This is a genomic window from Nostoc sp. UHCC 0302 (genome assembly GCF_038096175.1).
Lineage (GTDB): Bacteria > Cyanobacteriota > Cyanobacteriia > Cyanobacteriales > Nostocaceae > UHCC-0302.
The window spans coordinates 3,575,096-3,596,757 of sequence record NZ_CP151099.1; the positions used below are offsets into that span (position 1 = coordinate 3,575,096).

At 41.1% G+C, this 21,662-nt stretch carries 16 protein-coding genes and 4 pseudogenes; 12 read left to right on the forward strand and 8 right to left on the reverse strand.

Annotation, left to right across the window (positions count from 1 at the left end; all coding sequences use genetic code 11):
• Positions 1-39: 39 nt before the first annotated feature.
• A complete protein-coding gene (locus WKK05_RS15480; RefSeq protein WP_341530510.1) occupies positions 40-693 on the reverse strand; it encodes a DUF938 domain-containing protein in 654 nt (217 codons plus the stop codon).
• Between the two features lie 522 nt (positions 694-1,215).
• On the opposite strand from WKK05_RS15480, the gene WKK05_RS15485 reads away from it, so the two are divergent.
• Positions 1,216-1,488, forward strand: a complete 273-nt coding sequence (locus tag WKK05_RS15485; protein WP_341530511.1) for a hypothetical protein — start codon at positions 1,216-1,218, stop codon at positions 1,486-1,488.
• Between the two features lie 303 nt (positions 1,489-1,791).
• On the opposite strand, the gene WKK05_RS15490 is transcribed toward WKK05_RS15485, so the two are convergent.
• The gene (locus WKK05_RS15490; RefSeq protein WP_341530512.1) at positions 1,792-2,082 is read right to left on the reverse strand and encodes a hypothetical protein; all 291 of its coding nucleotides are present in this window, start codon (positions 2,080-2,082) and stop codon (positions 1,792-1,794) included.
• Positions 2,083-2,679: 597 nt separating this feature from the next.
• Here WKK05_RS15490 and WKK05_RS15495 point away from each other — a divergent pair.
• Both WKK05_RS15495 and WKK05_RS15500 read left to right on the forward strand, forming a co-directional pair.
• Entirely contained in the window at positions 2,680-4,008 is a 1,329-nt protein-coding gene (locus tag WKK05_RS15495; protein ID WP_341530513.1) for a hypothetical protein, read from the forward strand.
• Between the two features lie 332 nt (positions 4,009-4,340).
• A complete protein-coding gene (locus tag WKK05_RS15500) occupies positions 4,341-5,267 on the forward strand; it encodes a tetratricopeptide repeat protein (protein ID WP_341530514.1) in 927 nt (308 codons plus the stop codon).
• A 614-nt stretch (positions 5,268-5,881) separates the two neighbouring features.
• Here WKK05_RS15500 and WKK05_RS15505 read toward each other — a convergent pair.
• A pseudogene (locus WKK05_RS15505) lies at positions 5,882-6,100 on the reverse strand (transposase); the annotation flags it as partial.
• A gap of 21 nt (positions 6,101-6,121) precedes the next feature.
• A pseudogene (locus WKK05_RS15510) lies at positions 6,122-6,235 on the reverse strand (IS5/IS1182 family transposase); the annotation flags it as partial.
• 288 nt (positions 6,236-6,523) lie between these two features.
• On the opposite strand from WKK05_RS15510, the gene WKK05_RS15515 reads away from it, so the two are divergent.
• Positions 6,524-6,793, forward strand: a complete 270-nt coding sequence (locus WKK05_RS15515) for a hypothetical protein (RefSeq protein WP_341530515.1) — start codon at positions 6,524-6,526, stop codon at positions 6,791-6,793.
• A 365-nt stretch (positions 6,794-7,158) separates the two neighbouring features.
• Here WKK05_RS15515 and WKK05_RS15520 read toward each other — a convergent pair whose 3' ends face one another.
• Positions 7,159-11,076 (reverse strand): PAS domain S-box protein, encoded by a 3,918-nt coding sequence (locus tag WKK05_RS15520; protein ID WP_341530516.1) that lies wholly within the window; start codon positions 11,074-11,076, stop codon positions 7,159-7,161.
• A gap of 866 nt (positions 11,077-11,942) precedes the next feature.
• Here WKK05_RS15520 and WKK05_RS15525 point away from each other — a divergent pair.
• The 3 genes from WKK05_RS15525 to WKK05_RS15535 all read left to right on the forward strand — a co-directional run bounded on the left by WKK05_RS15525 (position 11,943) and on the right by WKK05_RS15535 (position 16,210).
• Entirely contained in the window at positions 11,943-13,379 is a 1,437-nt protein-coding gene (locus WKK05_RS15525; protein WP_341530517.1) for a carotenoid oxygenase family protein, read from the forward strand.
• A gap of 259 nt (positions 13,380-13,638) precedes the next feature.
• Positions 13,639-15,933, forward strand: a complete 2,295-nt coding sequence (locus WKK05_RS15530) for a carotenoid oxygenase family protein (protein ID WP_341530518.1) — start codon at positions 13,639-13,641, stop codon at positions 15,931-15,933.
• A gap of 76 nt (positions 15,934-16,009) precedes the next feature.
• Positions 16,010-16,210, forward strand: a complete 201-nt coding sequence (locus tag WKK05_RS15535; protein ID WP_341530519.1) for a hypothetical protein — start codon at positions 16,010-16,012, stop codon at positions 16,208-16,210.
• A 687-nt stretch (positions 16,211-16,897) separates the two neighbouring features.
• Here WKK05_RS15535 and WKK05_RS15540 read toward each other — a convergent pair.
• Positions 16,898-17,155 (reverse strand): hypothetical protein, encoded by a 258-nt coding sequence (locus tag WKK05_RS15540; protein WP_341530520.1) that lies wholly within the window; start codon positions 17,153-17,155, stop codon positions 16,898-16,900.
• Between the two features lie 179 nt (positions 17,156-17,334).
• On the opposite strand from WKK05_RS15540, the pseudogene WKK05_RS15545 reads away from it, so the two are divergent.
• The 3 genes and pseudogenes from WKK05_RS15545 to WKK05_RS15555 all read left to right on the forward strand — a co-directional run.
• A pseudogene (locus WKK05_RS15545) lies at positions 17,335-17,653 on the forward strand (response regulator); the annotation flags it as partial.
• A gap of 250 nt (positions 17,654-17,903) precedes the next feature.
• Positions 17,904-19,064, forward strand: coding sequence for a transposase (locus WKK05_RS15550; protein ID WP_341530521.1), 1,161 nt, complete (start codon positions 17,904-17,906; stop codon positions 19,062-19,064).
• A 147-nt stretch (positions 19,065-19,211) separates the two neighbouring features.
• Positions 19,212-19,634: pseudogene (locus WKK05_RS15555) on the forward strand (winged helix-turn-helix domain-containing protein); the annotation flags it as partial.
• Positions 19,635-19,788: 154 nt separating this feature from the next.
• On the opposite strand, the gene WKK05_RS15560 reads toward WKK05_RS15555, so the two are convergent.
• Both WKK05_RS15560 and WKK05_RS15565 read right to left on the reverse strand, forming a co-directional pair.
• Positions 19,789-20,043, reverse strand: a complete 255-nt coding sequence (locus tag WKK05_RS15560; protein ID WP_341530522.1) for a hypothetical protein — start codon at positions 20,041-20,043, stop codon at positions 19,789-19,791.
• Between the two features lie 284 nt (positions 20,044-20,327).
• Positions 20,328-20,501 carry a CopG family transcriptional regulator gene (locus WKK05_RS15565; RefSeq protein ID WP_341530523.1) on the reverse strand — a complete coding sequence of 58 codons (174 nt, stop codon included), beginning with the start codon at positions 20,499-20,501 and terminating at the stop codon, positions 20,328-20,330.
• 500 nt (positions 20,502-21,001) lie between these two features.
• Here WKK05_RS15565 and WKK05_RS15570 point away from each other — a divergent pair, with 500 nt between their 5' ends.
• Together WKK05_RS15570 and WKK05_RS15575 are read left to right on the forward strand one after the other, a co-directional pair.
• The gene (locus WKK05_RS15570) at positions 21,002-21,175 is read left to right on the forward strand and encodes a hypothetical protein (RefSeq protein WP_341530524.1); all 174 of its coding nucleotides are present in this window, start codon (positions 21,002-21,004) and stop codon (positions 21,173-21,175) included.
• Between the two features lie 89 nt (positions 21,176-21,264).
• Complete coding sequence (locus WKK05_RS15575; RefSeq protein WP_341530525.1) at positions 21,265-21,522, forward strand: hypothetical protein; 258 nt, start codon at positions 21,265-21,267, stop codon at positions 21,520-21,522.
• Positions 21,523-21,662: the final 140 nt, after the last annotated feature.

The following is a 21,662-nucleotide window of genomic DNA, read 5'->3' on the forward strand; positions in this document are numbered from 1 at the left end:
TTGTAACGCTTCAAGTCTCCTCATTGATATTTCTAGGAATTATTCCAAATTGGCAGAACGTTGAAACACTACTGAAAGATTGTTAGCTGGCATTTTGTAAATCTGCTTCAAAGTGAGATTGTGTGCGCTAGCTACTGCTACAACATCATCCAAGTCACGTACACCCCACTCTGGGTTTTGGGCGCGTAAAGATTTGTCAAAAGCTGCATTACTCGGTGATGTATGTTCTCCACCTTGTTTGAAGGGCCCATATAAATAGAGGATACCTCCTGCTTGGAGGATACGGCTTGCCCCTGTCATTAGCCCCAGACAGGCTGACCAAGGTGAAATGTGAATCATATTAATGTTGACAATGGCGGTAATTGAGGAGGCATTAAGCCAATCAATTAATGCGCTATTCTCCACTGGCCAAACTGGTTCTCTTACATCAAGCTCAAGCGGTGGATAAACGTTCTTACATTCAAAGTGTTCAGTCCATGCAATAATGCTGGCTCGTAATTGGGGATTTGTATCTGTTGGTAACCACATACAATCTCTGAGTCTGGACGAAAAAAAGACAGCGTGTTCACCAGTACCACTGGCGATTTCTAAGATAGTGCCGCTCTCAGGCAATACCTGTGAAAGTACTTCTAGAATTGGTTCGCGGTTGCGCTCAGTTGCTGGGGCGTATTGTCGTGCGTCTTGTAGTGTCATCGCGATCGTTTTTACATACCTAATTTCATCCTAGTGGCTAACGTAGCGAATAAATTTTTTACAAGGTTGTCTACTTTTATCTAGACTTTCCCAAACTCTGGTGTCAGCCATGCTATATCTACCCCGAATGGGACACTTCATAAAATGTAGAATATTAAAGGTAATGCCTGTTTGCAATGTTTGAACTATGTGACTACTCAGTCCGTGGAGTTTATAAGTTTAGTAGAAACCACAACTATAAAAGCTACTACCCGTTGAGCAAATATGGCCACAACCAATCCAAATTGTATTCATACTCCCGACAGATAATTGGTGAATTTCGTGTGACTATACCTTTCAATATAGTCATATATGAATACGGTTTATCGCTCTAATCTCTGCAATTAGACGCTTACTAAGAGAGTTTTTTGAATGTTTTAATATAATTAATGAATTTGCGATTAAATGTCGTCATATTCTGAGTAGACTCAATCGGTAGTTTTTGTAAGTTAATAATTTTTACCTAAGTGGGAACTGAAAATAATGGAAAATACATTAGTTGATAAAACCTTCCGTGACAGCGATGGCAAAATTGTTTTAGCTCAGATGCCAAACCTACCGCTTATTGTTTGGATAGTAGTGAGTATACTTGCTCTAATCTTTACAAGTGGCAAAATTAATACAGTGTTAGATGTAGTCGCGAATGGCTCCTTGTTTACTTGGGCGTGGCTGGAATTATTTCAAGGTGTTAACTATTTTCGCAGAGCGCTAGGTCTTGCTGTCTTGGTTGCTATTATAGTATTCCAAATCCAGTAATCATAACAGTTATAAGTCCACGATTGTGATGTCTGTACCGCAGTTAGAAAGACAAAGCGGAGCAGTTTACTTTTTAAACTACATAACTAGCTGCTATCACTTCCTTAAATAGATGAGCTAGGAGTGCAAGGGGAATAGGAGCCTTTGGAATTTTATTAGTATTTAATACATCAAAAATGTTTCCTAATTTTAACCTTATTATATTAATTTTAAAAAACCCAGCTATCTTTTTTCTTAGGGACTGCCAATTAAAAAAATATACCACCAATGAGTATAGTGGCGTGACCGAATTAAAATAGTAGATTAATAAACCGCAGAGGCGCAGAGAAGCCAGTGCGTTGCGGGGGTTCCCACGCCACTTGCTTCAAGCCGGGTTACCCGTCCAACGCAGTGGCTCCCCGTTATAGCAACTGGCGCGACACAGACAGAGAAAAGAAAATTGTCTTGATGTTTATGCACTAAATTAGCCCGGTCACGCCAGTAGGGTGGTTTATGGTGAAGCATCGCCGTGGAAGGGTTTCCCGACTTGAGGCGATTGGTGTTAGCGAGCTTACGTTCGCGTAGCATTTTGCAGAGAGCCTTACGCGTTCGCATAGTGTCTCCGATAGCAGAAGGGTGTTAAGCCTAACGCACCACCTAAGAGATAATAGGTGCGTTACGCTGTCGCGTTAACACTCTGCTTTGACTAAAGTAATCATTCTACCACGTGGCTAATGCGTCATCGATTAGGACTGAAAAGTTTGTTGATAGCTCTGATGACGAAGGTTTAGGTCACCGGAAATGAGGCGGTGATTTAGGTTTTAGTGGAATTCTCCAAAGGCAATACATCTCACGTTTAGGGCATTCTCAACATTAATTATGGATTGTATTTTAGTCACGCTCACTAGTGAGTTTGATGATTTTTAATGTGCATTCATAAAACTGTCACAGTCTTAGACAAAAAAATACCAATATAATTTTATACTGAAATTAAATGTTTTTTGTTCAAGTTTTATAAAACAGTAATGTTTGCGTCAAACCTCAGAATTAATTATGAATTCTGAGCGAAAAGCCTATGAATAAATGGTTTAAATCACATGCTGAATACATTCGTCAGAATGTATTTATTCTTATTCAATAATCCAAAATAACCACATACTTCAATGTTCAATCCGATTGGCTTGCTTTGAGACAATTAACGGAGATGCCTTTGTGAGTTTGCTTTTGACTAAATATTATTACGATAATGTATTTACCCGCCTCAGACAGGAAGTGCGTGTTTATTCCAAACAACAAGGAGCGAACGGCAGAGTCGTTTTAGAAGATATTGTATCAGTCTTGCTCACCAGTATCACACTCGTAAAAGAGTCTAACAATCAGCTAAAGCCTCAAGATGCTGACAATGTTTTAGCTGTAACCGAAGAAAAAATCGAGAGCGCTAATATTAATGCAGAGATACATGGAGATTTACATCTTGCTGATATAGTACAACTTCATGATTTTTATTCTTTTTGCCACGACCTTTCAAACCTTGAAGCCTATCAAACCTTTGGTGATTGGTTGAGTTTTTCAATTTGCCCTTTTGTACTCAATCACTTAGCTCACTTAGGCAATACAGCTGGGTTGTTACCATTTTGGGAGGAGTATCCTCAAAGGGTAGCAAAATTATTTGGTAAAAAAGAAAAACTCACAATCGGTGAGTGGTTAAATAAAGGTTATGGGTTGACTGTTCCTTGGATAATGACTCTTGTTATATTTAAAGTTAAATCTTTAATGCTTAGTACTTTTAGTATCAATCCTGGAAAACAACCACAGAAGAATAAATTTAATGCTAATGTCTATTCTCTTGAAGCCTTTGCACTGATTGCTCCAAGAGTAGAACGATTATTTTCTGGTAGCAATAATTGGAGTTGGCTGAAAGAGTTACTCAATAGTGAGATTGTCAAAAAAGCAGTTGATGAAGATTGGAAGTTAGTCAAATTACTCTCCAAAGATGGCAAAAGTGATGAGCAGATTATTCAAACTATTTGGAATGTAACTCCAACCTCAAATCTAGTTGAGACTAACAACTATCAATATGACATTTTAAAGGTGTTTATCCAAGTAGTGCAAGGGTGTAAAGTGCTGTCTGAGTCAGAAGCTATTGACATACTTGAGTCAAACAATATGAAACCTAGCGTACGTCAACTAGGGAGCCAAAAGAATTTATTAATTAAACTGATTAATGGATATTCTTTCATTGTTGGGCCAGATCAGTCCACGCCTGGTTACTTGTATGCATTTTTAAATTCTCAAGAAAGTGGAGCTTTGATAATTTGGAAACAAATTGATCGCAAGTCTCTAACTTTGGCTATCACACACGTGCAAGCACTGCTAAAAACAGAGTCTAAATGGAAGTTATTTAGTGAGCGTCAAATAACATTCCTGACTTTTGTTCTGTTAGCTTTATTACTAAGTATGGGTTATCTGGTTGGTAAAACAGTGGTCGCTTATTGTGATAATCATCGTTCAGAGCTACCATTATTATTTAAACCTAATTGAATATAAATTCCGGCGCAATTGTTTGTTTATGGGCAAATACAGCAGAATACAGGAGCGGAGCCGGAGACACTCGCAGCTTGGCGTCAGAGGAAATCCGGCTTTATATCTAGCTTTTTAACTCAGATACTGTACTTCAATTTACTTACAAACTGTTGTATGTATCGTGTGATGCCTTGTTACAAAGGTTGGGTGTGGACTATATTGATCTGTATTAAGCTATTGCATTTAGAAGTTGCATTTTGCGCGTGCTGAAGTCCTGACAGCAAAGATTTATGTTCGTAAAATTGTATAATCAACAGCTTATCAACCAAAAATTTCGTTTTCTATAAAGAATGACACAAGTAGTTAGTGCCGGTAGCCTAAATAACCCTGAGTGCATTGAGTTCTATAAACGGTGCTTGGAGAAAGCTAGAGAGATAGGTGACCGCAATGAAGAAGTCATTTCTTTAATTAGTTTGGGTAATGCTTATCTGTTTTTAGGAGAGCCAGAGTTAGCAATTGAATTTTATCAGCAGTGGTTAGATAAGTCCAGAGAAATAGGCGATCGCTTAGGAGAAGCTAAATCCTTATCAGGGCTAGGGAATGCTTATCAGTCTTTAGGCAAGTACCAACGAGCTTTATGGTTCTATGAGCAGTGGTTAAGTACAACCAGAAAGATAGGTGACACGACTGGGGAAGGTATTGCCTTGGGAAGTTTGGGTAGTACTTACGAATTATTGGGACAGTACCAATTAGCAATTGAGTTCTACCAGCAGTGGTTAAGTATAACGAGGAAGATAAGCGATCGCACTGGAGAAAGTATTTGCTTAGGAAGTTTGGCTAGTACTTACGAATTATTAGGGCAGTATCAATTGGCAATTGAGTTCTACCAGCAGTGGTTAGACATTACAAGATTAATTGATGACCAAAATGGTGAAGGTTTAGCTTTGAGTGGGTTGGGCAATGCTTACAGCGCCCTGGGACAGTATCAACAAGCGGTTGAGTTTCATCAGCATTCATTGCTGATTAGAAGCAAAATCGGTGATTGTGAAGGACAAGCAAATGCCTATTTTAATTTGGGACTGACGTTAGAAAGAATGAATCGTAAATCGGAGGCGATGGATGCCTATTGCAATGCCCGCCAACTGTATCAGGTAAAAGAACTTGATACAAGTGTGCAAGATTGTAACGATGCAATTGAGCTTCTTTCTCAAAATATTGCACTGGAACCATCTTGCTCCTGGTATAGGCAATTATTAAGTCGTTTTTGGCAGTTATAAAACGCTGGTTTTAGTAATTATCTATTTTGACGAGCAGCGTTGACTATAAAGTTAATCCTGGAGTGGTTGTGCAGAAGGGTTTATACAGGAATGCGATACCCAAATGTTTTAAGTACTAGGAATAATAGTCGAATTTAGATTAGTAACTGTTCATAGTGACGTATTTACTGCGAACATCGCTAGTTTAGATTATACCAATGTGAAAAAAGAATGTGACAAATAGACCATCTGTAGAAACGCGATTCATCGCGTCTTCATCCAAGGATCTGTTGCAATCATTAATTGAATTGGTATTACATTTGGGCTGAGTTTTGTTTAAGTCGCGTCTCTGAGCGGGAATCCCACTCCCCGCTCCTGCTTCAAAATCTGAAGCAGTTAGCAAGTAAATGAAGTACAGTATCTGAGTTAAAAAGCTAGATATAAAGCAGGGCGAACGCACGGTATTTCTGAAACCTTTGCTGGGCATGGATCTTGATGAAAAAATAGGCTAAATTAAAAAACGCCGAAACCCTTGCTATTAAAGGATTCTTATACTTTAGATGCGTTTGCCCTGAGATATAAAGCCGATTTACTTCTGAGAGGATGTCTGAAAAGTTTTTAATGGGTGATTTTAATCACGCAAGTTGTTTGAGCATCAGACGAATCATCGCAATGTCAACAAAAGTTTCTGTTGTTTCTGGTAAGATTTCATAATCCTTACTTAATCGCCGACACCAGTTAAACCAACCAACAGTCCTCTCAACAAGCCAGCGTTTAGGTAATACGACAAAACCCTTCTGTTCTTCGTGGCGGGTAACAACACTTAAAATCCATCGATAGGCATCAATGACCCAATAGTAGACATCTTGCATGAATCAAGAGGGATGTGCCAGTTCATAGTTAAGCAAGGCAGCGATGAGATTCAAACGCAAACCAAATCGCTTTCTACAGTTGCGGTAACATCCCGAAAAGATGCGAAGTTCTTCAACAGTAACTGGTGATTGAGCGGTGTCAGACAACAGAGTTAGTAAAGTTCCCCGCTTGTAGTGCCAGCAGATATCGCTGTAACACTTTTGCCACCAGCCACGGCGGAATACTTCTTTGCCATTGACCATCACCACGCAACGTTGAGTTAAGTGATTGTCGTCGTAAGTGATAGTTGCAATCAGCTTTGAAGCGGCGTAGATTTCGTGATCGTAAAAGCTGATTTCAACAACTGTAAATTCTTCTGACGCTACAGCTTGCGCTTGTGCTTCGAGGTATGTCTCTAGTTCAGCTTGGGCGATCGCTTGCTCATCGACCTTGTGAAGCTGGAAGGATTGGTAAGCGGTGATTGCGTTTATTCAGGAATCCTTTATCGAGCGGAGCAATTAGAAATCTACGCCCAGGCGGTTAGTGATATTAGGCGAGTGTTGTCAAAGCCTGAGTGTACATGGCAAGAGTTTTGGAGTGTCGCCCACGCTGACCCGTACCGTACTCTGTATTTGGAGAGGGGCGAAGTTGTGGAGGAGATAGGGGACAAAGTAGTTGTAGCCTGGCAGCATTAGCGCAATGAGTTGAAAAAGACTGAAAGCTATTCCAGGGAAGAGTTGCGATTCTGGCAACCACATACCTGAGTAAATGAGGTTTTTGGCTAGAGCGATTGCAAGCGTGCTGTTAAAGTTTCCGCAGTGGGGGATTGTTTGCGTGGATAGCGAGTTGGTAAATTGGAATGAGTAACGCGATTGCCCAACATGGCAATGCCTATCAAGCGATTGCACTTTTATTTGCTGTTTCATGCTTTTTTTCTTAAGTAAAAGGTGCGTCTAGGAAAGCTTAAAAGAATCAAGAGTCTAAAAACCAATTTTCAAGCATCTATTAAATGCTGCTTAACTGCCCATAAAGTAATTGACAGCTTGTTGATAACAAGCTTTCAAAAAGTTGGATTTTCTGAAGATTCACCTGGTGGGATTTGCAACGAAAAATAAAACGTGCTGCCTTCACCAAGTCTACTCTCTGCCCAAATACTACCATCATGCTGTTGGATGATACGTCGACAAATCGCCAAGCCAAGGCCTGTTCCTCCTTTAGCGCGAGCATCAGAGATGTCAACCTGTTGAAAACGTTCAAATATTGTTTCTAGTTTGTCGGCGGGAATACCTCTACCTTGGTCTTTGACTTGAAACAGAACTGAGTCGGACTGAAGCTTAGCAGATAAAGTAATAACTGAGTGAGGAGGAGAGAACTTGATAGCATTGCTTAACAAGTTGGTCAGGGTTTGGATGATTAAGTCGCTAGAAGCCCATACGCAAGCGTTAGTGGGAGTCATCGAGAGTGTAATCGCGGCTCCAAGAGCGATTGACTGTACCCCTTCAACCGCTCGTTGCATTAAATCTTCTGCATTGCAGATTTCCCTAACAAGCTGTACTCGTCCCGAAGACAAGCGTTCTAAGTCCAAGATGTCATTAACCAGACGCACAAGGCGATCGCTATTTGTTAAAGCTTGCTGGAGCATCCGTTTGGCTTTTTCGGGTTTGTTGTCGTAGATACCTGTATTAAGCAGTCCTAAAAATCCTCGGATAGCTGTCAGCGGGGTGCGAAGTTCATGGCTGACGATGGAAACGAATTCATTTTTCAGTTGCTCAATAGCGTGCTGTTCGGTGATGTCTTGGATCTGGACGACGTAGTACAAAGGCTGATTGTGGAAATCTCGTACCAGCGATAGGCTCGTTAGTCCCCAAGCAATGCGTCCTCCGTTGCACAAGTAACGTAACTCAATTTGAGCATTACGATTCTCATTGGTGAAAACTTGCTCGATGCAGTGGTGAAGTTGATTAACATCTTCTGGGTGAACTAGCTGTGATGCGCTTAGGGTTAGTAATTTAGATTCAGAGTAGGCAAGCATTTCACCTAGCACCGGATTGATTTGCAGCCAGCGATTGTCTAATCCCAGTAGCGCCATGCCAATGGGGGCATCATGAAACGCATGACGAAACCGCTCTTCACTCTCGCGTAGGGCGACCTCGGCTTGTTTGAGATCAGTAATATCTAGTAGCACTCCATACCAAGCAATCTCATCATTCTGACGACGTTCTGGGCGGGAATTAGCGCGTACCCATTTCATCTTGCCAGAGGGAGTGATAATCCGCCATTCGTGAGCAAAAGGTTCTAGCGTTCTGAGACTTTGGGTAGTTATTTGATTGTAAAGAGCGCGGTCATCAGGATGCACTTGGTTATAAGTGAGTAGGGCATCCGTTGAGACTTGTTCCGGTTCTAATTCTTGAATCTCTCGAACTCCTGAACTGATATATTCATATTGCATTTCACCTGTATCTGGGTAATAAGCCAGGATGTAAATTTGTGCAGGTGAAGCTGCTGCGATTTTTTGGAAGCGAGCTTCGCTTTGCCGCAGAGCTTCTTCTATGTATTTGCGCTCAGTAATATCTAAGCAGACACCATACCAGGCAATTTCACCGTTTTGGCGGCGTTCAGGTCGAGAGCTAGCCTGAAGCCACTTGGTTTTTCCCGACGGGGTGATAATCCGCCATTCATACTTAAATGGCTGCATATGCTCAAGACTTTGCCTGTAACTTTGCTCATAGAGGGCTTGATCATCTGGGTGAATTTGGTTAAAAGTAATGGCAGAATTTTCAAGGGCTTGTGCTATCGAGACTTCATGAAAATCTTCAAAGGCAGGACTGACATACTCGTATCGACTAGCGCCATTTGGATGTTCGATAACAGTGTAAATTACTCCTGGGGAAGCTGCTGCTAACTGTTGAAATTGAGCTTCTCTCTGGCGTAAGGCTTCTTCTGCTTGCTTGCGCTCAGTAATATCAGATACCCGCACTAAATCGAAAGGTTGATTAACAATCGCAACGCGTTTAGCAGCTAGGTTGCCCCAAAAGAGATTTCCTTTTCGCGTAACGTATTCTATTTCCCGACTCCAGAAGCCTTTTTGCTGTATTTGAGCAGTGATTTCGCTTAGTTCCTCCAAGCTAAACGACCGAACTTGAAGCGTGTGACCTTGAATATCAATCAGTTCAGCTTTAGTGTCTGCTTCAAACAGTTCTACTGCTCGATGGTTGCAGTCAGAGATCAGCAATGTTTCAGGATCTACCAAGAATAAGGCATCGGCAGATTCGTTATAAATGCTCTCGCGCAGGTCTTTTTGCTGTCGTAATTCTAGTTCTACAAGTTTGCGCTCACTGATATCTTGAGTAACTGCAATGATATGAGGTTGTCCCTGAAGCTCAATAATATCGGCTGAAAACAGGACGGTGATTATCCTACCTGTTTGATGACGAACGGCAAATTCCCTGTTGCGAACTGATTTACCTAGTTGCAAATCATCCAAGCATCGTCTTTGGTCTTCCAAATTTACCCAATATTTAATCTTTGTAAATGTGCCACCAACGATTTCTTCCCTAATGTAACCATATAAATCTGTAAAGGCATCATTCACGTCCACACATCGTCCATCTTGGGTAACAATCACAATTGCTTCAGGACAGGTACGAAATACTTTAGTAAAACGTTCTTCTGACTCTTGTAGAGCAATTCTAACGCGCTCAAATGACTGCTTAAGTTGCTCGGACATCCGGTTGAATGATTTACTGAGGACTTGTAGTTCTACAATCGGGCTGTCTTGTTCAATTGCCTGATTCCATTCTCCATTTGCCAGGGTCAAACTGGCTTGACTCAATTGCTGCACAGGTTTGACAATTAACTGAGTTAGCAACAATCCTAAAGTAATCGCTCCACCTAAAACGCTAGCAATAAAAAGTATAGTTACACTTGTATTGGCATTAATTTCTGCTATAAAGTCGGATTCTGGTGTGAGTGTCACAATCAACCAGTTAAGACCCAATTTATCGCTGTAAGGGGTAACGAGTAAGAGTTGCTTTTTGCCTTCTATCTCAAAGGTGAGTTGCTGTGTAGTCTTAATTTGAGTTAACTTACCAAAGTGCCAGAGAAGATGTTGACCTGCCAGACGAATCAGGGGTTCGTTACTTTCTGTCATCTTGAGCCGTTTGTTTTGTGTCCCATCAGTAACTGTAAGTAAAGGTTGTTCAGTTGAAGAAGCAACTATCAGTCCCGAATACTCAATAATAAATACCTGTCCTTTTGTACCGAATCGCAATTTTTTGAGAAAATCGCTAACGGCGATAAGGGTTAGGTCACTAGTAAAAACACCCTGAAGTTGTTGTCTTTGATTATAAACCGGGTAACTGGCTGCTATTCCTAAACCTCTCGAAGTTGGTACATACAAATAAATCGGTGTCCAAGTTGGTTTGCTTACAAACAGCGCCTTTTGATAGAATGGTCTTTGAGTTGCATCATAGTTTTGCTGATTCACTAATAATTTTTGACGCTGACCCTGACTATCTACGCTATATACATAAAGCGTCCCTTTGACAAAATTCTTGGTCAACGAAACGGTAAGACCCCGCTCATCGTTTCCGGCTCCAACGAGTCCCCCTTTGGGATTAATAAAATGAATTCTCACTGAATCAAATTCTTGAATTTGACCTAAAAAATAGCGTTCTAAATTTTTAGGATTGTTGATGTCTAACTGTCCTAGCTCGCTAGCTCTAGCATTGAGGCGATTAATTAAGTCTAGAGTCTTTAAGTAATTACTAAGATACAGATGGACGCGAACGCTTATCTCGGTCATCATCTGATATACCAAGCTATTTATTGAACGCTGATAATTATAAAAAGATATATAACTCGTTAGCACTGTAGTCCCAACCGTTAGGAGCAAAAACGTAATAATAAGGACAAAGCGTAGGGAAATTTTCAGCTTTTTTCTGTTGCCTTGTCTTTCCCTAAGAATACTTAATCTCACGTTCTGATCCTCCGCTTGAGTGTTTTATTCATTAATGGTCGCATGGGGTGATTGTAGCGAGGTTAAATTTGTGACCGCAGCAGATCCATCAATTCAAAGTCGCAAGCACTTCTCTTCAAAATCCTCTCCTTCGAGTTCTTGAAAGGTCTTGGGATGATCCGGCACTTGTAATCATGATCAAGAAATAGAAGAGTGAAGTTTCCGCAGTGGAAAGTTGCAATTGTGGATAAGGAGTTGGTTGAGTGGGAGCGGTAGTGCGACGGCGTACCCGCTCACCTACGGCGATGGCTTTTTAGCAAAGCCTGTGTGCGCTCTAACAAAGTCAATCTGCTTTATTACATACTATCAACACAATGATTCAGACATATACTGTTTGTATCAAGCATTTAACTATGAATTGTTATGGCGTTAAGAATTAATTAAAAATTAATTATGCTTAACTGTCTTAACTGTCCTTGCATTTTGGTTATGTTGTTAGTAATATTCGTAGACAAATAATAAAAGAAATAATGGCATTAATAACTGAAAATACTCGCAAGCTTATAGGCAATTTTATTCAACTGCTTTTTATTGAAATCAACTTTAATAGCTTTTCTTAATTAAATTCCCTCATTATCATAAAAGTCTTACTTTGTACTCCCACCCGAATCAGAGATAGTAAAGTTGTACGAAAAATGTTGACCTACAGTGACTACTCGAATTGCTCAATACCTATTTTTCCTATTTTCTTCGTAGTAGCTGGGTCGGAGTATCGCCACCCCTAATAAATCGACTTAGCTGTTACTAATCAAGCGGTTTAAATAGGATTCAAAATTCCCGCTCAAACAAGCACACAGAAAATTAGGATATAGGAACAAAGATTTGAGATGACTACAATCAGTGAAAAATTAACCAAAAAAGCTTGGGCAAGTGCGATCGCCGAACCAGGAAAAGAATTTCCTCTTACCCAACTGCCAATTATCTCTGGTAAAATCCCCGATGGTTTACGTGGCACACTCTACCGTAATGGCCCCGCACGGCTAGAACGTGGCGGCAAGCGGGTAGGACACTGGTTTGATGGGGATGGAGCAATTCTCGCTGTCCATTTTACCGATGCAGGAGCCACCGCAGTTTATCGCTACGTGCAAACAAATGGCTACAAAGAAGAAGCCGCAGCAGCTAAACTACTCTACGGGAACTATGGGATGACTGCACCAGGAGCTTTTTGGAATCAATGGCTCAAAGGGGTGAAAAACACTGCGAATACATCGGTCATCGCACTTCCAGATAAACTCTTAGCACTGTGGGAAGCTGGTAGACCCCATGCCTTGGACTTGCAAACTTTAGAAACTTGGGGCGAAGATGATTTAGAAAGGTTAACTAATAATGGATTAGCCTATTCCGCACACTACAAGCGCGACGACCAAACAGGGGAGATTTTTAACTTTGGTATTATTCCAGGATTAAATGCCAAACTAAATATTTATAAGAGCAATGCCACTGGCAAAATTATCCAGAAAGCAACATACGCTCTTGATGGAATACCAATAGTGCATGATATTGCTTTAGCAGGGCAATATCTTGTATTGTGCATTCCCCCAGTGCGGGTGAATGTCCTTCCTGTACTACTAGGAATAAGCAGCCCCTGTGATGCACTAGAGTGGAAAGCTCAGTTGGGAACTCAAATCTTAGTCTTTGACCGCCAGACATTATCTCTAGTAAGTCGTGGTGAAGCCGAACCTTGGTTTCATTGGCATTTTGTCAACGGTTATCTAGATGCTAGTGGTTTACTGATTGTAGATATTGCTCGCTACGAAGACTTTCAAGTAAACCAATATTTTAAGGAAGTACCAGAAGGTAAAACTCACACCCCTGCTAAAAGTTCACTATCACGCATCCATCTTCAGCCCCAAAGTGGCAAAGTTACGACCATTGAGCGAGTTGTAGACCGACATTGTGAGCTACCAACTGTACCACAGCAAAATGTGGGGCAAGCCTCTCGATATACATATTTTTCCTCATTCCGCAAAGGAGCAGAACTCGGCAAAGAACTATTAAACGCGATCGCCCGCTTCGATCACCAAACCGAAACCCTTGTGGAAGCAAACTTGCAAGAAAATCTCTATAATTCAGAACCGCTACCTGTGCAAGATGCCCAAAACCCTAAGCAAACTTGGGTTTTAAGTGTGATATACGATGGTAATTCTTGTAGTAGTGAAGTTTGGGTATTTGATAACGATCACTTAGACAAAGAACCCGTTTGCAGACTGGGATTACCGAGCGTCATTCCTCATGGTTTCCACGGCACTTGGAATCCTGCATAAAGAAAATCTCTAGTTTTGGTTTTAGGTGGGGTCTAAATCCTCATTTACTACCAATGTCCTAAAATCCGGCAATAGATGTGAGCAAGGATTGCCTTGCTGTATCTAAGTTTCTTAATTGCTGTCTTCGCAGCAGGGCATTCGCTTTTAGCGTCTCGCAGAGAAGCTAAAAGCGAATTGCGAATTGGTATAAAACACTCCCTTGCCTGTTGCCTCTTTAATAACTGACAATTAAAAATTTTTTCTCAAACTTCAAATCATCATGAATAATCTCAAGTTTTTTCAGGTTAAGGGAAGAGTTTACGAAGCCGAAAGTGATCATGGTATTTCTAACTTAATTATCGAAGCCTTTGACAAAGATGTTGTTAAGGGCGATAAGTTAGGACAAGCAAAGACTAATAGTGATGGGACTTTTGAAATTACATACTCCCAATCAGATTTTAAAGACAAATTTGCGATATTCGAAAGCAATCCCGATTTATATATCGTAGTCAAAACGCCTGACAAGAGTGAAATCTTGTACAGCAGTGAGAAGACTATTCGTAGTAATGCAAAAAATTATGAGCATTTTGATATAGCAATTCCCAAAGCTACCTTACTTGGAAGTAAAGAAAAAGCTGCAAAAGATAATAAGCAGTTATTACAGCTTCTCATCGGTATTGCTTGGATTGATGGGGAACTTGAACCAGGAGAACAAGAATTTTTGCAAGGGATGGCAAATGAGAAAGGGCTGGCTAATGATCCAGAGATTAAATGCTTATTGTTGTCAGATAAGCCAGTACCACTGGAAGAATGTTATGGCTGGTTACAAACTTATTTAAATACCGAAGACAAAGATTTTCAGGAGTTGTATGAAGCTATTAACTCACTGATGTATAGTGATAGTGAGTTAGATAGCCAGGAAAAGGAACTTTTAAGAGAGCTTACAGCCACAGACGCAGGAAACAACTCCAGTCGCCAACTGACTTTACAGCGCCGATTCATGAGTATGATACTCGATAGCAAATTCCTGGCGGGCGTAGTTCAGATGGAGCGTTCGTCAATGGTCAGTCAAACAGCTTTAGGGACTGGCTATTATGCTCGCGTTCCCTACCAAGTATTGAGCCGATTTAGTGTTAGTGCAAATATCAAAGCAATTAATAACGAGTTGTCAAAACTATATTTAACTGACAATTTTGCGCCAGTAAGCCAAGAAATATCTGCCCAGGAATTAACAGTTATCGGCAAACTACCTCAACAACTAGAAGGAACATTTCTGCGTAATGGCCCTAACCCTCAATTTCAGCCCCCTGGACTGTACCATTGGTTTGACGGGGACGGGATGCTCCATGCAGTAAGCATCAGCGATGGTCGTGCCAGCTATCGTAATCGTTATGTCCGCACACAAGGGTTTGAGTTGGAACAAAGTCTAGGTCAGGCTGTTTGGCCAGGGTTACTGAATCTTCCCCGGTTTGATGCTCCACACGGATTGATGATGAAAAATCCCGCGAATACATCCTTTGTATGGCATGGCGGTAAACTACTAGCTCTGTGGGAAGCAGGCGCACCCCACATTATCCAGCTTCCAAATTTAGAGACAGTTGGGATACAGACCTTTGACAACAAACTCGCTTCTACGTTCACCGCACATCCAAAAGTAGATCCGGTAACGGGTGAAATGATGTTTTATGGTTTTGCTCCGATTGCTCCCCCTTATTTGGAATACAGCATTGTTTCAAAAGAAGGGGAGCTAAAGCGAACTGTACCCATTGATCTGCCAGTTCCGGTAATGATGCATGATTTTGCTATCACCGAAAACTACACAATTTTTTTGGATATGCCGATGTTATTTAAACCAATGCAATCAATAACGGGTCAGCTTCCAATTAAATTTGAACCAGAACGTAAAAGCCATATTGGTGTTTTACCTCGCCACGGAGATAACAGAACAATCCGCTGGTTTGAGGTTCCAAGTTGCATGGTTTTTCACACTGCCAATGCTTATGAAATTGGTAATGAAATAGTACTTGTAGCCTGCCGAATGGACTTCTGCAATCTGTTAATTCCTTTTTATAATGAGAGTGGCGAAATTTTCAACTTTGATTTAGAAACTCTCAAGCTATTTTGCTGGCGAATTAATTTAACGACTGGTACAGTCAAACAAGAAGTTTTAGATGATGTTCCCTCTGAATTCCCTCAAATTAATAATCAATTTCTTGGTCGTAAAAATCGTTACATATATACTTCGCGGGTAGCAACGTATATGAAGCCAAAACCCGTGTTTGATGGTCTGATTAAGTATGACTTAGAAACTGGTAGCTCCCAAGTGCATGAGTTTGGACGTGGGCGTTTTGGCGGTGATAGTGCGTTTGTACCTCGTCCTGGCGCTAGCATTGAAGACGATGGTTGGTTGCTGACGATAGTCTGGGATGCAGTAGCCAAGCAGTCTGAGTTACGGGTTGTTGATGCTCAAAACTTTACATCTGAACCTGTAGCGCGAGTAATTATACCTGGGCGCGTTCCTTACGGGTTTCATGCTACGTGGATTTCTCAAACACTTGTAGCAACTCCTAGCTAGAAACCATTTTCAACAAATTCAATCAGAGCAATCCTGACAAATTCTTCAAACATAATCCGGGTTTCAAGTTCTTGTCATGTTGGAGAAGGATGCTGCTGCTGAGTTTGAAAATCCCATATTTCGCATTGTCTTTATCCACTGGTCAGGCGGAGTTTCCACTACCTTGACTCGTTTTTGTAAAACTTTGGCAAATGCTTGTGCAACGTTGAGCGAAGAATATATTTCTGGGCCGAATGGCGCTAAGAATGATGTGCACGGGAAAAATCAACTTCGATAAGTAGGGAAGAAGTATAGGAAAAGTGCAGTGTTGCACTCAAGCAACCCAACTATTTCTTATATTGAGCCAAAACGTGTAATTCTGGCTATATATGAGGAAAAGGAATAATTATTTAATTCCAAGCTAGGAGCGAGCGCATTTCTAAGTGTCGTTTTTTGGGAGTATGCCGACATTGGGTAAATGTAGCTAAGTTGGGGTCAATATAGTGTGCTGACAGAGGAGAAACGCGCACCGTATAGCTTAAAAATCAGGCTCGTGTTTAGAGGTGAAATTATCTACGCCTACATAATAGTAAGGGTTTTACACTATACTTATTTCTCAATAAGTTAACTCTAATGATAATAACTCTGAGATCATAGGACTTTGGGATAGGGGTTTAAAGGGCGTAGATGCTACGGCTTATCGTATACATCGCTTTGCAAGCGATAGCCAAAGGCTTAAGCTTCTCTTCGAGACGCTTCGCGAGCGCTTATCGCCTACGGCGGGCGAAAAGCGCTATCGCAATTATGGGGGTCTTCTCTACGAGACCGGAGGCGAACGACCATCGCGCTTTTCGCTGTTGTGTTGAGGGTATCTTTCGAGAGAGGATTGCACCGCACAGATACGCCGTTATACATCAGAGAAAATGTTGCAGTCTTCCTAGCGGGAGCATAAGTTTCTCTTGCTAATGCCAGAATTAAAGTAAGTTCAAGCTGATGGTGGGGATTTAGTAATTGCCAATTCTTTCTTACTGTGCTTTAACTGTTTCCAAAGTGCCTTTATTTGGTTGTAAGACTCAGACGGGTCAAGCTTACCACTGGTTTGCAGCGCAGAAATGTAACTGACCTTTTGAGCAAATTCTTGTAAATTAGCATTGAATACTAAATTCTCTGGCTTCATCTGACCGTAGTAGCGACTACGAGGGTAAAGAAAATTGTATTTGTCTTCAAGATTAGCTTCATCCATTTATTTCGCCCTAATTAATTTGAACCCATCAGAGTCAAGCAAGCGATGGCGCTGGTGAGGTTATTTCAAGATATTTATCTTTTATTTATTAATTCAGTTATATGGGGTAAAGCTATGCCAGTTTGGCAAAAATATTCAGTTTTTTTGGTTAAAAATACATTAATTAACAATGCACAAACGTGGAAAGCGATAAAGGAAGGATTCTGGTAGTAGACGATGAAGCTAGCATTCGCCGGATTTTAGAGACGCGGCTTTCCATGATTGGCTACAATGTGGTTACAGCTGGTGATGGTAAAGAAGCTTTGTCAGCTTTTCATGTAGCTGCTCCTGATTTAGTGGTTTTGGATATGATGATGCCGAAGCTGGATGGCTACGGTGTATGTCAAGAATTGCGCTCATAGTTCAGATGTGCCAATTATTATGCTGACAGCCTTGGGAGATATTGCAGACCGAATCACTGGGCTAGAGTTAGGTGCTGATGACCATATGATAAAACCGAATGGCACGCTCGTTAAGCCTAAAAGTAGGCAGTGTATGGATTGCAGAGGGGTAGGGGAGGCAGGGGAGGTAGACTTTCAAGGGTAGGGGTTTAAGAAAGAGGCAGTTGAGCCAGTAAAATACAGAACTGAGGTCAAACCGCAAAAATAACTAAGGTAGATGCGGTCAAAAATTTCAGGGTGTTGGAGGGAGAATGCAGGTAGGCAAGAATGAGGAATTAAGAAAATGGACTAGAACAGTGATAGAAAAAATGCCGCATCTATCCAAATCACAAGCAGTGGTACTAGCAATGTGGAGTTTTGGGATAGTCATGACCCAATCAAGCGGACTAACAACAGTTTCGGTGTTTTTAGCAGAGCTATTGGGAAAAAAGGAAAATACAGTACCTCAGCAGTTACGGGAATGGTTAAGAGACGCAGAAGATAAAACCAAAACAAAAGATGGGCGGGCAACACTTGATGTCACATCTTGTTTTAGTCCTTTATTGTCATGGATTCTGAGCCTGTGGCCAGAATCAGAAAAGCGTCTAGCATTGGCAGCAGATGCTTCCACATTGAGTGATAGATTCACCGTGTTGGCGATTAGTGTTGTTTACCGAGGTTGCGGAATCCCGATAGCCTGGAAAATAGTGGAAGCCACCAAACCCGGAAGTTGGAAGCCTCACTGGCAAGAATTATTTGGCTATGTGAGTCAAACAGTTCCCGCAGATTGGTTTGTCATCGTCACCACAGACCGAGGACTGTATGCCGATTGGTTGTACGAACAAATCAAGAGTCAGGGTTGGCATCCATTTATGCGGATTAACCTTCAAGGACTGTTTCAAATTCAGGGTGAGGACTGTTGGCGACCAATAAATAGTCTGGTGCCATTCGTAGGTCAATCATTCCAGGCTCTTGTAACTTGTTTTAAAACCAACTCGATTGAGTGTACCTTGTTAGCTCGTCATGAGCAAGGTTATGCCGACCCTTGGTTAATTGTCACTGATTTGCCTCCAGATGTTGCCGATGCTTGTTGGTATTCGATGCGTTCTTGGATTGAGTGTCTGTTTAAAGACGGCAAACGAGGTGGCTTTGCCTGGCATCGCACTAAAATTACCGACCCTAAACGTGCTCAACGACATTGGTTAGCAATTGCCATTGCTACTTTGTGGCAAGTGAGTGTTGGTGGAGAAGTTGATGCTAATTTGCCCCCCAGTTGTTTGGATGAGTTACCACTGACCCATATTGCCCGACGCAATTTTAAAAATAGTTGTCTCCATCGTTGTTTGAGTTGTTTTCGTCGTGGGTTTTTAGTGATTAAGGCTGCTGTTCTCAAACATCTTCCATTACCAATCGGTGGTTTTTTCCCTGAACCTTGGCCCACCCTGACTCCACAACTCCGTGTTTCTCAAATCACCCTCTCTACTGCCTGATTTTTAATTCCCTACCCTTGAAAGGGGGAGGTAGAGGAGCTGGCGTTGCATTTTTTCCACTTCCTCCCTTGCCCCAGTTCCCCCCTTACCCCAATTCCTCCCCTGCTCCCCAAGTGCCTCGACCATTTACCTTTTCTTAGTGCCATTCTGATAAAACCCTTTTCCCCAAAGGAGTTAGAAGCGAGAATTGCCAGCGTACTACGACGACGCGACCACAAAAGCAGTGCCAATACAATTCCTAATTTTGGGATAATCCATGTGGGCAATCTTAAAATCGATATAAATAAGTGACAAGTCTACAAAAACAATGAGCGGATTCGCCTGACTGGTGTAGAGTTTAGTTTATTAGAGTTGTTAGTAAACGATACTGGACAAGTCTTTTCCCGATTAGAAATGTTGCAGCAAGTGTGGGGCTATGTACCAGGGGGTAATGTAGACACCTGTGTGGTAGACGTGCACATCTCGCGGTTGCGGACAAAGATAGAGTCCGACCCCAACCACCCAGAGTTGATTTTAACAGCGCGGGGTAGGGGTTATTTTTTCCAGCGGATTGTTGAATCAGAACTCTAGTCAAGTAAAATTCACTCCCTGAGTTTTACCCTTGAAGATCGATTATATAACCTCCTGGAAGCGACATAACGAGAGTGCAATCATACTCCCCTGAGTTCGATGTCATGCTCAAAATTTATGCCACGAACTGGCTCTGTGCTAGATTTTGTGCGAATTAGCTTTGTAAAGCAAGAGTAATTTCAGCTTTTGGCTCCGAGTCTCTAAAGTCTCCTTGCAAAAGAACCCAGTGAGTAACTTTAGTTACTGTGAACTTTTCTGTTTGAGAATAGACGTTCTGATTTGCATAAATCTCTACAGATTCGCCAATATTGGGTAATCTGCTCATTTGAACAACTGTCACCGATTCGTTGTTAAGATCAGGTCTAATATTTAAAATAGAATCATCAAACATTAACGCAACTGTAATCATTATTATTACCTCAAATTATTTAGATTATTAAAAGCACAATGAGCAAAAGGGAAACCTTTAGCTATTGGAGAAAATAGAGAATTTAGTGCAATATGCCAGTAAAAATACTGCTGATTTTGACTAACCAATTAAGAAAATGGAGAGCAACACGAGAATGTGTTGCATATATGCATTAGTTTCGGTTGTTTTATCGCATTGATAACATAACAAACACCTAATTAAACAAGGATATTTTAGTTAACAAGGAGCAGCTTGATAGTAGTTATATATAACTACCTTCGTCTTCATCGTGTAGACTGTTGAGACGCTGATAACTCGGCTATGGAGAGAGAGCGAATTAACTCCCGAATCACATCAGTTGCTGGTCTACCTGTGTTCGCGCAATATTGTTTAAGTTTTTCGCTTTCACTAAATGTGAGATTTAGTGTGATTCGTTTGACAGCCCATTTTTTGTTCATGACTTGCCCTAATAATCAAATTTAATAAATTAGACTTCTCATCTCAAATGCAAAGTTAACAAATAACACTGTCGCCAGATGTTAACCACAGCATAGTTACTACAAAATCATTTTTAGCACATCTTTCCCAGGGGATTTACTTGGAATAAAAAACTTCATTAATAAATCATTTAGGTGAATTTTAGAACATTTAAAAGTAACTGATAATTTCTTTATGTGTTGTTAATGAAAGCGCAATCGAGCTCAGTACAGCTACAGACTTATAATCAGCAATAACTGCTAATTGAATTTAGTAAATCTTGTCTTCATACAATTGCATCTAATATTTATCTGCTCTTTACCCAAAGGTGAAATTGGCTAAGTACCTTGGATATATACTTTGATTCAAGCACTATATTTAACTCTATAACTTAGCGAAACCTTAAGCAAGCTAGAAAATTTTCTAGCTTGCTTAAGGTTTAATAATTTTAAGCAAGTGCTGTAAAGGATCTGAACTACTTGTGAGCATGAATCCTAAACATGGCGTAATGGGTGTTGAGGAGAAGCCCAGTAACCAACCATCTGTAATATCCAAGTTGGTCGCTCATAAGGGTCAACAAGTGAAGGCTATAGCTGCGCCAAAACCTACAGTTACTGTCTCGAAACAGAAACTTGCTCACTTTGTCTTGACTTGAGTATCGAATGGCACGCTTGAAAAGCAAAAAACAAATCTAGATAAGCATTGCAGACAGTAATGCTATGAAGCAGTAGACAGCAAGCGATAGTGCTTTTCGCCCGCCTTAAGAGCGATAAGCGAGAGCTTAAGCCAACGGCTATCGCTACTATTGTTGAGAAACTTGACCTGTTCCATCACATACTGGACAGGATTCTCACTTATAACCAGAGCGATCGCCCTGGGGAACGATTAAGCGCCCATCGCTCCAGCAGTATCGTTCGCTGCCTTCGTCTCCTTCTCAAGAAAGGAGACGCCCAAGGGATGGAGATGGCTAGGCATTTTATTATTTTGGGAATTATAGATTAACACTTGAAGTCTAGCAGGCAGTTGGGATTATGAATTTGCTCACAAGGTTGAACGCTATATCCCCAGCAATCGCTGCTATTAAGCCACTTGATTGCTAAGGCTTTCAATTTTAAAGTAAATTATGGTGACATCTGCGTTGC

Bases quoted from the DNA above. Each gene is read 5' to 3' on its own strand.
- WKK05_RS15530 (WP_341530518.1), top strand. From the start codon at position 13,639: ATGAATAATCTCAAGTTTTTTCAGGTTAAGGGAAGAGTTTACGAAGCC.
- WKK05_RS15500 (WP_341530514.1), top strand. From the start codon at position 4,341: ATGACACAAGTAGTTAGTGCCGGTAGCCTAAATAACCCTGAGTGCATT.
- WKK05_RS15540 (WP_341530520.1), bottom strand. From the start codon at position 17,155: ATGGATGAAGCTAATCTTGAAGACAAATACAATTTTCTTTACCCTCGT.
- WKK05_RS15490 (WP_341530512.1), bottom strand. From the start codon at position 2,082: ATGCGAACGCGTAAGGCTCTCTGCAAAATGCTACGCGAACGTAAGCTC.
- WKK05_RS15485 (WP_341530511.1), top strand. From the start codon at position 1,216: ATGGAAAATACATTAGTTGATAAAACCTTCCGTGACAGCGATGGCAAA.
- WKK05_RS15480 (WP_341530510.1), bottom strand. From the start codon at position 693: ATGACACTACAAGACGCACGACAATACGCCCCAGCAACTGAGCGCAAC.
- WKK05_RS15525 (WP_341530517.1), top strand. From the start codon at position 11,943: ATGACTACAATCAGTGAAAAATTAACCAAAAAAGCTTGGGCAAGTGCG.
- WKK05_RS15535 (WP_341530519.1), top strand. From the start codon at position 16,010: ATGTTGGAGAAGGATGCTGCTGCTGAGTTTGAAAATCCCATATTTCGC.
- WKK05_RS15560 (WP_341530522.1), bottom strand. From the start codon at position 20,043: ATGATTACAGTTGCGTTAATGTTTGATGATTCTATTTTAAATATTAGA.
- WKK05_RS15565 (WP_341530523.1), bottom strand. From the start codon at position 20,501: ATGAACAAAAAATGGGCTGTCAAACGAATCACACTAAATCTCACATTT.
- WKK05_RS15550 (WP_341530521.1), top strand. From the start codon at position 17,904: ATGCCGCATCTATCCAAATCACAAGCAGTGGTACTAGCAATGTGGAGT.